Raw genomic sequence first — 13,418 nt, 5'->3', positions numbered from 1 at the left:
CGCTTTGGCTACTAATTAAACCTTTTGGTGCTTTCAAATTGTTATAAGACCACACATTCATTTCACATGAAGCTCCCGCTAGCAGAAGAATGGTTCAAGTTAAAAGGCTGGAAGCCACACCAATTCCAAAAGGAAGCATTTTATGCAGTCTTTACAGGCATGTCGGGTTTATTAAATGCCCCAACAGGCAGTGGAAAGACTTATGCCATGTGGTTTGGTATGTTAGAGCAAATAGCCGAAAAACAAAAGCGAGGCCTTAAGGTCATCTGGATTACACCTCTACGGGCTTTGGCCAGAGAAATACACACCGCACTTCAGCAAACCTGCACAGACCTGCAACTTCCATTGACCATAGGTATCAGGACAGGTGACACGGCACATAAAGAAAAGGAAAGGCAAAAAAGAAATATGCCCGATGTCCTAATTACCACTCCCGAAAGCCTTCACCTGATGCTGGCACAGAAAGGATACTCCAAACTCTTATCAGGGCTACAGTATTTTGTAGCTGACGAATGGCATGAACTCATGGGCAGCAAGAGAGGTGTCCAGGTAGAACTGGCGCTATCGAGACTAAAAACTCTTAATCCAGACTTAAGCATTTGGGGTATTTCCGCAACCATCGGAAATTTGGAACAGGCAAAAGAAGTCCTTCTAGGAAACCATCCGCCGAAAAACACCACCATTCGTGCAGAAATCGAAAAAGCTATCGAAGTAAACACCTTGCTTCCTGATGAAATAGAAAAATACCCTTGGGCAGGACATTTGGGAATCAAACTTGCCCATGCAGTACTACCTATAATTAATGACAGCCAATCAACGCTGATATTTACAAACACCCGTTCCCAAGCAGAGATATGGTACCAGCGTTTATTAGATTTAGAACCAGCACTTGCAGGGAATATCGCCCTCCACCACGGCTCCATCAATTTAGAACTTAGAAACTGGGTCGAAGATGCCCTTCACCAAGGGAAACTAAAAGCGGTAATAGCTACATCCAGCCTGGATTTGGGAGTAGACTTTAGACCCGTAGATAGCGTAATACAGATAGGCAGTGCCAAAGGTGTGGCCAGGTTTATCCAGCGGGCAGGCCGTTCAGGGCATGCCCCCGGGCAAACAAGCAAAATCTATTTCCTACCAACCCATTCACTGGAAATAATAGAAGGGGCAGCTTTCCGCGAAGCGATCAGCAGGGGCTTTATTGAGTCGCGCACGCCCTATATACGTTCTTTTGATGTACTCGCACAATATCTGGCAACGCTGGCTGTTTCCGAAGGTTTCAGGCAGGAAGAGGTTTTCCGGGAAACACTCGGCACCCATTGTTTTGACTCTGTTTCAGAGGAGGAGTGGAACTGGCTCCTTTCTTTTATCACCCAGGGCGGAGAAGGATTACAAGGCTACGAGGAGTTTCTTAAAGTTATCATTGAAAACGGTGTTTATAAACTGACAAACCGTCGACAAGCCATGCGGCATAGACTTTCTGTTGGAACCATCGTTAGCAATACGCTTATGCAGGTAAAATACATGAGCGGCAAAAATCTGGGCACGATTGAAGAGTCATTTATCTCTTCCCTAAACCCGGGCGACAGCTTCTGGTTTGCCGGAAAAAACCTAGAGTTAATACAAGTGAGGAATTTTGAAGCCTATGTCAAAAAGGTCCAAAACAAGAAAGGTAAAGTTCCCGGCTGGCAAGGAGGGCGCATGTCCCTCTCTTCCGAACTTTCCGAAATGATACGCTTTAAAATACAAGAATACCTGAACGGCAGTATTTCAGATCCGGAAATACAGGCCATAGCCCCCTTGCTCGAACTTCAACAAAAACAGTCTCTACTACCCCAGAAAAACCAGTTTCTCATAGAAACTTTAAAGTCGCGCGAGGGGTGGCACTTTTTCTTTTTTCCCTTTGAAGGTCGCTTGATCCATGAAGGAATGGCCGCAGTACTGGCTGCCCGTATGAGCGTCCAAAAACCTGCTAGTTTTTCCATAGCCATGAACGACTATGGCTTTGAGCTTTTAACGGACCAGCAGATTGAAATCGAAAAATTTATTAACGAAGGGATTTTCAGCACGGACTATTTAGGCTCCGATGCGCTGAACTGTGTAAATGCAACAGAAATGGCCGTCAGGCGTTTTAGGGACATTGCATCCATTTCAGGGCTGGTGTTTCAGGGTTATCCCGGCAAAATGGTAAAGGCAAGGCACCTGCAGGCTTCTTCGCATTTGTTCTTCAAGGTTTTTCAGGAATATGAACCCGATAACCTGCTCCTGCGACAGGCTTATGACGAAGTGGCGGATTTCCAGCTAAACCTGCATGGACTTCATAAAACTTTTGAGAAGATAAACCGTCAGGAAATCGTCATTAAAAACCTGGACCGCCCCTCTCCGTTCAGCTTTCCTATTATAGCGGAGCGTTTTAGAGAAAAATACTCTAATGAGGATATAGAAACCCGAATCATGAAAATGAAGAAGCAATGGAAGCTGGAATGATTTGATGATACAATTATATGATGATTCGATTATACAATGATAAAATAGTTTGATGATGGAATTTGATGATCAAACTTACCTACTGCTATACTTAGCCCGAAGTTCAATTTTCTGCACCTGCCTTTCAACCAGCAAACGAGCTATAATTTCTCCAGAAGAAAGACTCTCCTTGTTCTCGGCAAGAGCCTTCTTCAACTTCTCTTCCGGCACATCTACCCTATAAAGGATCTGGAGCAGACGGCTGAAATCGTTGTGTATTAGTTCCTCAATATAGGCAGCAAGTAATTTCATCTGCTCTTCCTCTGTACCGCATATTAAGCCCTTCTGAATACTTAACATATCTGACACAAGCAGCACAGCTCTTTCATTATTATTGGTATTGTCCATAAATAGGTAATATAATGGAATCCTTACTTGGCACTAAAAAAAAACAACATTTTGTTTATGTGACTTATGTTAATATTATCGACGAATAGGTCTAGTTTTGTGATGGTATATCAAATCATGTATAGTGTTCTAATACCTTCCTAAACTGCAGGTAATGTTTTTCTATTCTATCCAGATATCCTTTGTCTGAGAACAATAGTTTTTTGTACATGTTAAAAATTTTATTCGAGCTTTTAGATTGAGTTTGGTAAATGTCCAAAGAAGGGCCTTTGAAACTAATAATCTCTTTTTCACCAAGCACCAAAAACTCTTTTTTATAAAAAGAAAGCTTATCCCATCCATACCCGATAGTTGCAACTATTTCCTGACCTAAGTATACTTGCAACAACACACGCCGGCAATCGCACTCGTCACAAAAAAGCTCTGTAAAATAATATTGGCCTTGGGGAAGGCCAAATTCATTGTTAGTATCCTGTATGGTAATCGCTTTTGTTTCCTCCATAGCAGTTTGAGGACAAACAGAATAAAATGGTATGTATGGCATATGAATGTATTTTCTTTAACCGAAAACTTCCAACAAAGATCTAGAAAATAACTTAGCTTTAAAACCTCAGGAAAAGAAATCCGAAGCAAAGAAAACTAAAAAAACATAACCTTCTTTCTCATACAGCCCCCGCAACAGATGTGAGAATGACGATTGGTGATTCAATTATGAGTTTCCAAGAACCTTCTTCAAGGTTCGTCTTTTACTACCCCTTATAAAATACAGGATCTAATCCAGTTTTGAAGATCGATTTTTGTAAATGTTAACATACCACCCCAAAAACAAAAAAGCCCCAGAGCTATCCCGGGGCTTTCTTCTATATCAGCAAGCTGATGTTATTTTATATTCACAACATTCTGCTTTAGGTTCACAGCACTCAGATTTTGGCTGGCAGCAGTCGTTGTTTATTTCTGAAGATTGTACACTTGCAAAAGCTGCTGTTCCGAAGAACAGTCCGAAAACGGCTATTAAAATATTTCTTTTCATTTCCTTAGTATTAAATTGTTTAGTCAAATAATGTTGATATTAATTATTACCACACTATAAACCTTTGTCTTACAAGATTTATATTATTTGACCAACTATCATAGCCGGAAATTTTGGTTCAAGACATTAATGTCTTCAGGTTGCGCATCTGTTTTGTATATCAATTCACCATGCGACTTATAGCGCATAGTTACCTTAAGGTCTGGCACCGCATTAAATAGTGGCACGGTAGCAATGACCACCTCTGGAGCTTCGGCCTCCTCTTTTTCATCAGAAAGATCAGCCTCTAGCTTCTTATGCTCTATGCTAAACTCGCAGCACTCCTGACTGGCGCAATCCTTAGTTTCAATTTCTGATAAACATGCAACTTCGTCTTCCGCAGAGAAATTACATATCATATTAGCAGTACTTACACCTGTAACGGTCACTAAAAGTACGAGCGAAAGGGCGATATGGAAAGTTTTCTTGAGCATCATAATTCGGTTACATACTATGAACCCAGCTTTCGAAGAGATAGTTCAGTAAAACTTAGAAAGTAAAAAAGCGGGCCATACACCCGCTTTTTTTAACAAAAAACCTTTATTTGCCGGCTCCTTATTCTACAATACCAGCTTTAATTAAATCTTCTTTCGTCTTCTCAACATTGGCACAACAATCCAAAAGTTTGCCATCAACAGCTATGGCTGGTACTTGAGAAACACCATAATCTTTTACTTTAAGCACACATTCCTCTGTATCGCATTGCTCTGCTATATCATAAACAATCACATCGCAGTGGTCAGCGGCCATTTCATTGACCAATTCCACTACCGGTTCGCAAACAGCGCACCCGGCCACAAACACTTCAACTTTACGTTTCATAACTCTTAATTCTATGTCTATATATGATTAACATAAATAGCATGAAAAAAGAGCCAAATGTATCTCAAAAACAATACTTACATGCAACATTGTTGCGTTTAAAAAAAGTTTATTATATTTGTCATTATATGTTTGAACCCATAAATACCAACGCTTCAATGTTTAATGATAAGCAACCGTTAATTAAAAATGTACTGGAGGAAGGAACTTCACTAAACCTTCAATTTGAGAAAAGAGGAGGTTTATTACCTGTTGTCGTACAAGAAACCACAACAGGACAAATACTAATGGTCGCATCGGTTAATAAAGAAGCGTTTGATTTTACCTATAAAAACAACCTAGCTGCTTTTTATAGCACGTCAAGGAAATGTTTATGGATAAAAGGAGCTTCTGCCGGTAATTTACTCAAAGTAGATAACATATTAGTTGATTGTGACCAAGATGCGCTGGTGTATCAGGTTACGATCATAGCAGGTGGTGCCTGTCATACCATCAAAGAAAATGGCGAAAATCGAAAAACATGCTTTTATCGGAAGCTAATATCAGATACTGAATCACTTACTTTTTTGAAGGGCGAAAAATAAGATTTTTTTTCTAACTGTTTTACCTTTTGATCCTTAGTCAACATGAATAAGCTACTAAAATTAAACATCATCATATACTTGACCATACTTTTACATGTAATAGCAGCAGCACTAGATCAGACAAATAGCGTGGAGAAGCAAGACACAGTTAAAACCCATATCGCACAGGATTGAGAAAAAACATTCTGCCTTACGCAAGTATAAGAAACTTTTTACCATGCAACATCGTTGCGATTAAAATAATTTTGATAACTTTCAACATTCCTTACAAACATGGCCATTATAAAACAAAAAACTCCACTCGCACCCCATTATATCTATGCGCAGAATCTCAGTGAGCTAAATCGTATCCAAGAACCCGAGTACAATATTGCTATTCACAGAAGACAACCAATAAGCCCTATTGTTCATTTTACTGATCAGTTATTGCACACCTCTTTGAAAAGCATCTCTTTAAAAGGCTCAGCTGAGGAGTTAGCGTGGAAATTTGAAAAAGAGCTTAAAGCCCAAGGTCTACACTCGAAACAAGGCTATTTGGAATTTCTAGATGATATTTTCAAGATAATAAATGCCTTCGGCAGAATAATAAAAGCAGATACCATCAAACTTTACTTTGCGGTGGTAAATTCCAACATGTGCCGTCTCTTTCACACAGATATCAACGACTTGCGACTACTATGCACCTATCGTGGCCCCGGCACGATTTGGGTAAGAAATGACAACATCAACAAAAAATGTTTAAACAAAGAAAGTAACGATTCCTTATTGATAAACCCAGACCAAACAGAAAACACTGAAGCTTTCGACATAACTATATTAAAAGGCGCACTGCATACCAGCAACTACACCATGCCTGTTTTTCATAGAAGTCCTTCTATAGAAGAGACAAAAGAACAAAGGGTGCTGCTGAGGTTAGATACGGGAGCCTTTTTGTCAGAACTAAGCTAAATATATTTATTCTTTAAACTAATGGAAAGCGCAGTTAAATTACTTCAAAACAAAAAGATAAAAGTCACCAAGCTACGGATAGAAGTGCTAAAGATTTTAATGCTAAACCGTAAGTCATACGCACACTCAGAATTGGCAGTATTACTAAACAAACTGGCTGACCGGGTTACCATATAATATATAGAAATATGATCTTGCTAACCAATGCAGGTTTATTAAAAAAGCTCATGGACTCGGACGGTGTATAAAAAAATGTTTTTAACACAAGTACGTCCATGCAAAGCCCTAACAGGTTCTATCTAAAATGTACAGAATGCGAAACTATAATTGCGCTTCCGGAACTACCCAAGAATTATCTAAACCAATTAAACAAACACCAAGTAAAACAAATCCATTTCCTTGCTGAAGGAAAATGCATTGATTGCTTATCTGATAAATCTTAACATGCAAGAAAGACCAGTAACTATACTTACAGGCTTTTTAGGAGCAGGCAAAACTACCTTCCTAAATGCCCTAATAGAAGTACGCAAAAACCAACGGTTTGCCATTATAGAAAATGAATTTGGCGAAGCTGGTATCGACAGTGAGTTAATTTTAAGAGCAGAAGGAGACATTGTGGAAATGAACAATGGGTGCTTATGTTGTACGTTAAATGAAAACCTATATGAAATACTAAACCAGCTATTTCACAAAGAAGAAACATTTGACGAGTTAATTATAGAAGCTACAGGTATTGCAGACCCAGCAGGAATAGCACTTCCGTTTTTAAACCAGCCAGCCATAGGCAAAGCTTTCCCCCTCACCAGGGTCATTTGCCTAGTAGATGCAGAGCTCATAGAAGACCAGCTTAAAGAAAATGAATCTTGTATCCAACAAATTTCATTCAGTGATATCATTTTGATCAACAAAACAGATAGGGTTAACCCACGGTATGTCCAAGAGCTGGTAAAGGTGCTGGCCAAAATCAACCCCTGTGCCAAAGTTTTTGCCGGAAACAAAGACAAATTCCCCTTGGAGGCCATACTTTCAGTTGAGCCACACAAAAGCATTGGCTCCTCCTATACTCCCAATCATGGACATGGTAAAAAAAATAACCATCAATATACCCATCATCACCACCACCATAACCATGGGGACATAACCTCAATTACTTTTAAATTTAAGGAGCAATTTGATTTTGACAGGTTGTATGCCAGACTTTTTGCCTTTCTAATATTTCAGGCCAAAGATGTTTATCGTATAAAAGGCATTATAAAATGTGGAGATGGCGAAGGCATGATTATCCAATCTGTTGGGAAAAATATAAGCACTAAAAAGCACCCATCGTCTAAAGAGTGTTTGGAAAGCAGGATAGTATTTATAGGCAAAGGTCTGGAGGAAAAAGCTTATGAAAACATGTTAAGAAGCTGTATAGCTTAATATTTCAAAAACTAATTAAAATACTGCTTTAAGAATTTAGGCCAATAAACATTGTCATAACCTGCCGTTTTTTCAACCTTCACTCCTTTCCAGAAAGAAACCATGCCTTTTAGCATCCATGCTTTTTCTAAAGGATCAGGGTAAAACCATGCGGCATTTTCATTGACCTCTCCATTAACATGAAGGTGCAGGTAATGCGCAATACCCTTGTCCGGACACCGCCCCCGGCATTTGCTTTCCTCAAAATACTTGCTTTTAAGAGCACTAAGTGGGAAATAAGTATAGCCGTCAATTTCTAATACCTGCTTACTTTTCGCAATGATTTTACCATTCCATTCAGCTATTACCATAATTCATAACCTTAGTAGCATTTTAATAACACAGTACAAAATCTTATTGTTATAAAATAATCTGACCTGCACTTGAATTATCTTCAACGGCTCATTACCTTCCAATTCTCAAAAACCACAAAGCTTACTTAACTTTTAGGATTAAAACTGTTATATAAAAAAGTAATGCAAACTGTGCCACGTTTAAATATTGAAGGACAGACATTAAGGCTTCTTCCCCAAAAAGCAATGCTATGGGAGGAAACAAATACGCTTATACTTGCTGATTTACATCTTGGCAAGGCAAGCCACTTTCGGAGAGAAGGCATAAACATCAGTCCAGGCTGTGGCGAAAAAGACCTACAGGTTTTAAAAGCATTACTAGAGTCTCACAAGCCCACAGAAGTCCTTTTTTTAGGAGATTTGTTTCACAGTAGCCTAAACAAGGAGTGGGATATTTTTTGTGAATATCTTCATGATTTTCCAGAGATAAAATTTAGGCTCCTTAAGGGGAATCATGACATTTTGCCCACCTGCTCATATATAGACGCTGGCCTCGAGGTGATACAAGGACTGTTGACAAAAGGTCCTTTTTTATTTAGCCATCAGCCAGAGAAGGGGGCGACAGGGTCAGTTAATATATGTGGACATATCCACCCAGGGGTAAACCTCCAAGGATTAGCGCACCAGTCCTTGCAATTGCCATGTTTCTATTTTGAAAACAGGACACTGTTTTTGCCCGCTTTTGGAAACCTCACCGGACTGTATATAATGAAACCTACTAAAAAAACACAGGTATATGTGGTAACCGGCGAAAAAATAATTTCAGTAGAGTTTTGATTGCCAGCTAATACTAATGGCTTTATAACCATCTTTTTCGAGTTGGTGCATGGCACGACCCATGACTAATTGGTCTATAAACTGCTCCACTGAAGTGTTTCTATATTGAGGCGCAATCAAAACAATATCTGGCTTATAAACAAGGAAGAAATCTTCCACCTCATTTTCAGAAAAGTCTGGCACCTTTAAACTAGGGTTTTCCTGTACCTTTAGCAAGAAGTCCATAACAGGATTTTGGTGATAAAAAGCCCACACCTCTTCAGGAACTCTGGATACATACCCCCCAATAATATTTTTGTGGTGCAGTGATTGGTACCATAAATCCTTTACATTAAACTTCCCCGCTTCGTTAAATCCATCTCTAATACCAAAAGGCACCGGCAATAAAACCTCTCCATGAAGTTGTTTTAAATTATTATATATTTTGGGGCTTTCATTGAGCTGAACGCTGGGAAACTGTCTTGGATAATAATCTATCAGAAACAGTAAAAAGAGAGGAACCCCTAATATGGGCTTTACACCTTTTTTATCCAGTATATAAAAAACTGCTATGGGCAAACATAAATATACCAACAGCACAAATCTGCCAGGTATCCGAAAATTATTGATTCCAGGCACAAAATGAATAAACGAAAGAGGATTATTGAATAAAGTAACCCCAGCTATTTTAAAAACTGGCATTGTTAAAAAAGCAAAAATAAGGGCTAAAAGCGCAAACACTTTTATATCACTGGGCAAAATAAGTTTCTTCTTCAAAACCCAGGAAATAACCGCCAAAACGATTAAAACAATTCCTAGGTAGTTGACATTTTCTATTTCCTGTGGCAAAAGGCTGCTTATAAAACTTTCGCTAAAGAGATTCGAGAAAAAATGATGAGCAGGAGGCACAAATAAATTAAGCAGGTCTGAACCCCACCAAAATGCTCCTACATCATCAAAAGACAACCTTAGAAGCCTAATTATAAAATGCGCAACAACCCAAAGAACTATAAAAAAGCCAACACTTTTAAAACTCCACGAAATATTCCTAAACCGGTAGGCAACAAACCATGCGACACTAAAATAAAAGGCCAACATAGTAAGCACAAGATCACTTGCCAGCGTCAACAAACCTGCAACAAAGCAAAACAGCAAATTTGTAGTGCTAGTAACCTTTACTGGATTACCAAAATCAAATGTTTTAGTAAAAAAATAAATATAAAACACCAAAGGGGCAGTCAACACCAAGTTATAATGCTCAGTCAACCGCATCATTTTCCACGGCGCAAAAGCAAAAATAAACCCTACCAATAAGCACCATGCAATAGAGCTAATATAAAGCCGGGACAGCAGAAAAGCACCCAAACCTGAAAGTACAAAGTTTAAGGCAAGGAAAATATTGATCCCTAAAATGTTATTTGAAAACATTTGAGAAAAGAAGCTCATAATAGGCGTAGAAGTGTGCAGCATCAGCGAAATCCCTTTCGGTGCAAAAAGGTAATCCGTTTTTAGTGAAAACATATTAGAGGGACTGGCCTCCGAAACCCAAGCATTCCACAAATACTGATATACATCACCGCCTGAACCAGGCACATGACCATTAAACTGAAAAAGCAACGGATAGGTGTAGAAAATATAGAAAAGAAAGTAAAGCAGGACGGGTAAAATACCCCCCACCCAAAAGTGTGCTATTATATTTGTTTTTTTATCATTGAATTTTGTCATTATCTACAAAGGAACCTCCAGACTATGAAAATCAATTAAACAACTTTACTTGTTAACCTATAAGCTAAGATATTCCAATGTCTTTTGCCTACCTAGAATTATTTTAGTTATTTTTGCCCCAAACCCAAAGCAATGCAATTAAAACATCTGTCAGTAAAAGACACGGGGTGCTTTTCCTCCCTATTTACCGATTATATAGATAAGTCAGAGGCATTAAAGCCTTTTTATGGCATATATCCTGAGCTGGAAAATTTTGAGGATATAATTAGAAACAGGAGCTTTTCACCCGAAATTCGTCAAGACCTCACCAAAGTACTCGAAGAGCAATATTCAGGTCTAACACTTCCCAAAAAGCTTGAGGAAAACCTTGGGCAGCTCAAGAAAGAAAACACCTATACCGTTACTACCGGCCATCAACTAAACTTGCTCACTGGCCCCTTATATTTTATTTACAAAATACTTACTACCATTAAGCTAGCGGAGTCGCTCAGTATCAAATATCCTGATAGCAATTTCGTACCGGTATATTGGATGGCCACAGAAGACCATGATTTTGCAGAAATAAACCACTTTAACTTATTCGGCCAAACCTATACCTGGAACAAAGAAGCGCACGGAGCAGTAGGCAGGCTTAACACCCGCGGCTTAGAAGAGCTCCTAAAAGATGTACCCGATTTACCCGAAAACCTCAAACATAGCTATACAGAAAGCCGGAATTTAGCAGAAGCAACAAGAAAACTAGTTACGCACCTGTTTGGGGACAAAGGCTTAGTAACTGTAAACGCAGACCATGCGGTGTTAAAAAAGCATATGAAAACCCTAATCGTCAAGGAGCTTGAACTAACCTCCGTCCACGATTTGGTGAGTGGCACTTCTATGCGATTGTCCGAAACTGGGTATAATGCCCAAGCCCACGTCAGAGAAATAAACCTATTTTGGTTGAGCGGCAGTATCAGGGAAAGAATAATACGGGAAGAAGACAGGTTCAAAGTAGCTAATACATCCCTAAACTTTTCCCTGGAAGAAATCATGAAAATGGCCGAAGAAAAACCTGAATGCTTTAGCCCGAATGTACTCACAAGGCCTGTTTATCAAGAACAGATACTACCAAACCTTGCCTATATAGGAGGACCGGCAGAACTGGCTTACTGGATGCAGCTAAAAGATGCCTTTAACCACCTTGATACTTCTTTTCCAGTTCTTTTCCCAAGAAGTGTGGCCATGGTCATTAACAAAAACACCAATAGAAAACTTTTAAAAACAGGAATACAGCCGGAGGACTTGTTCTTAAAGCCTGAAGATATTTTGGAAAAATATGTTTACAGCAAATCGGGAGAAGAGTTTTCTACTGAAAATGAGGTCGCACAGGTGAATAAAATGTTTGAACAGCTTCAAGAAAGGGCGGTTCAGACAGATAAATCCTTGGAGCAATTTGTGTTAGCACAAAGACAACGGATACTTTCTGTGTTGTCTGATACAGAGAAGAAAATAAGAAACGCTGGAAAAAAGCGCTTCGAAACAGAAGTAAACCAGGTGCAAAATATTTTGGACAAGCTGTTCCCTAATGGTGGATTACAAGAAAGGCATGAAAACTTCCTTAACTTTTATATCAATGACCATTCTTTTATAGAAAAGTTGTACAACAATTTTGACCCTTTTGATTTCAGGTTCAAAATCTTCATAGAGCATGAATAAACAGGAGCTACGATATATATATTTAAGCAAACGCAAAAAGCTTTCAAAAGAAGAATGCAGGGAAAAGAGCTTATTGATAGCCAATACTTTTTTCAACAGTATTGATATCCGTACCTTTTCGGTAGTCCATCTTTTTTTGCCTATTGCCAATCACAACGAACCTGATACATTCTTATTGATTGATGCCATCAGGCAAAGAAGCCCTGAAACCAAAATTTTAATACCTGTTACAGAACCAGGGACTAAGCTACTAAAAAACGTCCTTCTTACGAAAGAAACTATACTAAAGGTGAACAAATGGGGTATACCCGAACCTGAGCATCCCGAATATACGTCCCTACAGCCAGACTTGGTAGTATTACCGCTGCTCGCTTTTGACAAAAGAGGGTACCGCATAGGCTATGGCAAGGGTTTTTATGACCGTTACCTTGCCAGCCTAAAAGTAAACCCATACAAAGCAGGCATCTCATTTTTCCAGCCTGTAGAGATTATAGAAGGCATTGACCCTTATGATATCCCTATGGATATTTGCTTCTGCCCGAAAGAGGTTTACAGGTTTGATAATAAGAGATCCGATGATGTAATGGTTTATTGAGGGCTTCCTCTATTGGCGTTTTCACCAACAAGCAAAGGTTCTAGGACACCAGAGCCCCTCTACCCTTTTGTTTCATCTATAATTTCCAGGTCATAAGCGTCTGCCAACTTATTGACCACCGACAAAACCTTTTCTCTGGATTTATCTTTTATCAACATCAGATATCCCTTTTTCGAGAAGTCGACATAGCCCTGATAGATTACATTTTGCTGCTTGTCAAGATCCTCGTCTATAGTTAAACCGGCAAGTTCCTTATAGGATTCGTAGGAGCCAAATTCGAACCCTAAAACACTGAGATACTTTTTGTAGAGCTTTTTTTCTTGATCAATTTCGATACCGTGATGGGTAGTCTGAACCATAATCCATGCGAGCAGCGCCAGCATAGCCGCTACAGTATTGGCACTAAAGCCCAAAAAACCTATGGCTAAAATTAAAACAGAACCAATACGAACAAACCGAGGGAAAAAGTAGTTAATTATGACCTTCTTGGATGAACTCACAGAACAATTTTTTTTAAAACTTAGTTACAAATGCTACTACAC

General features: G+C 39.1%; 15 protein-coding genes. 7 read left to right on the top strand and 8 right to left on the bottom strand.

Annotated features, from left to right (window positions below; genetic code table 11):
• Positions 1-66: 66 nt before the first annotated feature.
• A complete protein-coding gene (locus RCC89_05525) occupies positions 67-2,484 on the top strand; it encodes a ligase-associated DNA damage response DEXH box helicase (GenBank protein ID WMJ72623.1) in 2,418 nt (805 codons plus the stop codon).
• Positions 2,485-2,559: 75 nt separating this feature from the next.
• Here the strand turns inward: RCC89_05525 and RCC89_05520 are convergent, their stop codons facing one another.
• From RCC89_05520 to RCC89_05500, 5 genes are all read right to left on the bottom strand, one after another.
• Positions 2,560-2,871, bottom strand: a complete 312-nt coding sequence (locus tag RCC89_05520) for a hypothetical protein (protein WMJ72622.1) — start codon at positions 2,869-2,871, stop codon at positions 2,560-2,562.
• A 115-nt stretch (positions 2,872-2,986) separates the two neighbouring features.
• On the bottom strand, positions 2,987-3,415 hold the full coding sequence (locus RCC89_05515; GenBank protein ID WMJ72621.1) for a hypothetical protein: 429 nt from the start codon (positions 3,413-3,415) through the stop codon (positions 2,987-2,989).
• A 321-nt stretch (positions 3,416-3,736) separates the two neighbouring features.
• On the bottom strand, positions 3,737-3,901 hold the full coding sequence (locus RCC89_05510) for a hypothetical protein (GenBank protein ID WMJ72620.1): 165 nt from the start codon (positions 3,899-3,901) through the stop codon (positions 3,737-3,739).
• A 98-nt stretch (positions 3,902-3,999) separates the two neighbouring features.
• Positions 4,000-4,377 carry a hypothetical protein gene (locus RCC89_05505; protein ID WMJ72619.1) on the bottom strand — a complete coding sequence of 126 codons (378 nt, stop codon included), beginning with the start codon at positions 4,375-4,377 and terminating at the stop codon, positions 4,000-4,002.
• A 118-nt stretch (positions 4,378-4,495) separates the two neighbouring features.
• A complete protein-coding gene (locus RCC89_05500; protein ID WMJ72618.1) occupies positions 4,496-4,762 on the bottom strand; it encodes a thioredoxin family protein in 267 nt (88 codons plus the stop codon).
• A 41-nt stretch (positions 4,763-4,803) separates the two neighbouring features.
• Between RCC89_05500 and RCC89_05495 the strand changes: the two genes are divergently transcribed.
• The 3 genes from RCC89_05495 (at position 4,804) to RCC89_05485 (ending at position 7,713) form a co-directional block, all read left to right on the top strand.
• Positions 4,804-5,346, top strand: a complete 543-nt coding sequence (locus RCC89_05495; GenBank protein WMJ72617.1) for a phosphoribosyl-AMP cyclohydrolase — start codon at positions 4,804-4,806, stop codon at positions 5,344-5,346.
• A gap of 273 nt (positions 5,347-5,619) precedes the next feature.
• On the top strand, positions 5,620-6,294 hold the full coding sequence (locus RCC89_05490) for a DUF1826 domain-containing protein (GenBank protein ID WMJ72616.1): 675 nt from the start codon (positions 5,620-5,622) through the stop codon (positions 6,292-6,294).
• 399 nt (positions 6,295-6,693) lie between these two features.
• Positions 6,694-7,713 carry a GTP-binding protein gene (locus RCC89_05485; protein ID WMJ72615.1) on the top strand — a complete coding sequence of 340 codons (1,020 nt, stop codon included), beginning with the start codon at positions 6,694-6,696 and terminating at the stop codon, positions 7,711-7,713.
• An 11-nt stretch (positions 7,714-7,724) separates the two neighbouring features.
• Here RCC89_05485 and RCC89_05480 read toward each other — a convergent pair whose 3' ends face one another.
• Positions 7,725-8,063, bottom strand: coding sequence for a DUF427 domain-containing protein (locus RCC89_05480; GenBank protein WMJ72614.1), 339 nt, complete (start codon positions 8,061-8,063; stop codon positions 7,725-7,727).
• Positions 8,064-8,237: 174 nt separating this feature from the next.
• Between RCC89_05480 and pdeM the strand changes: the two genes are divergently transcribed.
• Positions 8,238-8,882, top strand: a complete 645-nt coding sequence (gene pdeM / locus RCC89_05475) for a ligase-associated DNA damage response endonuclease PdeM (protein ID WMJ72613.1) — start codon at positions 8,238-8,240, stop codon at positions 8,880-8,882.
• Here the strand turns inward: pdeM and RCC89_05470 are convergent.
• Entirely contained in the window at positions 8,868-10,586 is a 1,719-nt protein-coding gene (locus RCC89_05470) for a hypothetical protein (protein ID WMJ72612.1), read from the bottom strand. The two genes, pdeM and RCC89_05470, sit on opposite strands and share 15 nt — an antisense overlap.
• A 132-nt stretch (positions 10,587-10,718) precedes the next feature.
• Here RCC89_05470 and bshC point away from each other — a divergent pair, with 132 nt between their 5' ends.
• Together bshC and RCC89_05460 are read left to right on the top strand one after the other, a co-directional pair.
• Positions 10,719-12,281, top strand: a complete 1,563-nt coding sequence (gene bshC / locus RCC89_05465; GenBank protein WMJ72611.1) for a bacillithiol biosynthesis cysteine-adding enzyme BshC — start codon at positions 10,719-10,721, stop codon at positions 12,279-12,281.
• Positions 12,274-12,876, top strand: a complete 603-nt coding sequence (locus tag RCC89_05460; protein ID WMJ72610.1) for a 5-formyltetrahydrofolate cyclo-ligase — start codon at positions 12,274-12,276, stop codon at positions 12,874-12,876. Before bshC ends, RCC89_05460 begins: the two co-directional genes overlap by 8 nt.
• A gap of 59 nt (positions 12,877-12,935) precedes the next feature.
• Here RCC89_05460 and RCC89_05455 read toward each other — a convergent pair whose 3' ends face one another.
• Positions 12,936-13,376 (bottom strand): hypothetical protein, encoded by a 441-nt coding sequence (locus tag RCC89_05455; GenBank protein WMJ72609.1) that lies wholly within the window; start codon positions 13,374-13,376, stop codon positions 12,936-12,938.
• Positions 13,377-13,418: the final 42 nt, after the last annotated feature.

The organism is Cytophagaceae bacterium ABcell3 (assembly GCA_030913385.1).
Classification (GTDB): Bacteria; Bacteroidota; Bacteroidia; order Cytophagales; family Cytophagaceae; genus ABcell3.
Note: the sequence above shows the minus strand (reverse complement) of the source record. Positions and strands in the feature narration are given on the sequence as shown.

What these genes read in the sequence shown, in the direction of transcription:
- RCC89_05525 (WMJ72623.1), top strand. Translation starts at nt 67, where the DNA reads ATGAAGCTCCCGCTAGCAGAAGAATGGTTCAAGTTAAAAGGCTGGAAG.
- RCC89_05520 (WMJ72622.1), bottom strand. Translation starts at nt 2,871, where the DNA reads ATGGACAATACCAATAATAATGAAAGAGCTGTGCTGCTTGTGTCAGAT.
- RCC89_05515 (WMJ72621.1), bottom strand. Translation starts at nt 3,415, where the DNA reads ATGCCATACATACCATTTTATTCTGTTTGTCCTCAAACTGCTATGGAG.
- RCC89_05505 (WMJ72619.1), bottom strand. Translation starts at nt 4,377, where the DNA reads ATGATGCTCAAGAAAACTTTCCATATCGCCCTTTCGCTCGTACTTTTA.
- RCC89_05490 (WMJ72616.1), top strand. Translation starts at nt 5,620, where the DNA reads ATGGCCATTATAAAACAAAAAACTCCACTCGCACCCCATTATATCTAT.
- RCC89_05470 (WMJ72612.1), bottom strand. Translation starts at nt 10,586, where the DNA reads ATGACAAAATTCAATGATAAAAAAACAAATATAATAGCACACTTTTGG.
- RCC89_05460 (WMJ72610.1), top strand. Translation starts at nt 12,274, where the DNA reads ATGAATAAACAGGAGCTACGATATATATATTTAAGCAAACGCAAAAAG.
- RCC89_05495 (WMJ72617.1), top strand. Translation starts at nt 4,804, where the DNA reads ATGAAAAAAGAGCCAAATGTATCTCAAAAACAATACTTACATGCAACA.
- RCC89_05480 (WMJ72614.1), bottom strand. Translation starts at nt 8,063, where the DNA reads ATGGTAATAGCTGAATGGAATGGTAAAATCATTGCGAAAAGTAAGCAG.
- bshC (WMJ72611.1), top strand. Translation starts at nt 10,719, where the DNA reads ATGCAATTAAAACATCTGTCAGTAAAAGACACGGGGTGCTTTTCCTCC.
- RCC89_05500 (WMJ72618.1), bottom strand. Translation starts at nt 4,762, where the DNA reads ATGAAACGTAAAGTTGAAGTGTTTGTGGCCGGGTGCGCTGTTTGCGAA.
- RCC89_05510 (WMJ72620.1), bottom strand. Translation starts at nt 3,901, where the DNA reads ATGAAAAGAAATATTTTAATAGCCGTTTTCGGACTGTTCTTCGGAACA.